This is a genomic window from Paraglaciecola sp. 20A4 (genome assembly GCF_011378905.1).
Taxonomy (GTDB): Bacteria; Pseudomonadota; Gammaproteobacteria; order Enterobacterales; family Alteromonadaceae; genus Paraglaciecola.
Genome location: NZ_WTPY01000080.1, coordinates 598 through 936, shown reverse-complemented (window position 1 = coordinate 936; position 339 = coordinate 598). Strand labels below are relative to the sequence as shown.

Sequence of the window (339 nt, the reverse complement as noted above, 5' to 3'; positions counted from 1 at the left end):
CAAAGTTTGTTAGAATGGGTTTCTTGCAAGGTGTTTTAGTGTTGGTTGTGATTGTGGCTTTTGATCTGAAGAGTGCCTGGGGAAGTTTGAAACACCGTCAAAGTTCAAGCAGCATGAAGCCACAATCAGCTCCGGCTTCCAGAGGTCATGCTCTTTCTTCTCAAGGGTTCTTGAATCCTTTCCAAAAGGATTATCAGTTTCCGGTTCTTGACTCCAGAAGATTTGCGCAAGAGCCTCTTGGTCTTCAGGAGAAGCAGCTGATGCAGGGTCCAGTCAAGCCTTTGGACTGGAAGTTTCCAGTTGTCCCAGAAGTGCAACGTGAGTTGGCGGCGAACTTCC

At 47.5% G+C, this 339-nt stretch carries 1 protein-coding gene; it reads left to right on the top strand.

The features are described from left to right. Positions 1-14: 14 nt before the first annotated feature. The coding region (locus GQS54_RS22905; RefSeq protein ID WP_166426230.1) for a hypothetical protein at positions 15-339 on the top strand (325 nt) is incomplete at its 3' end.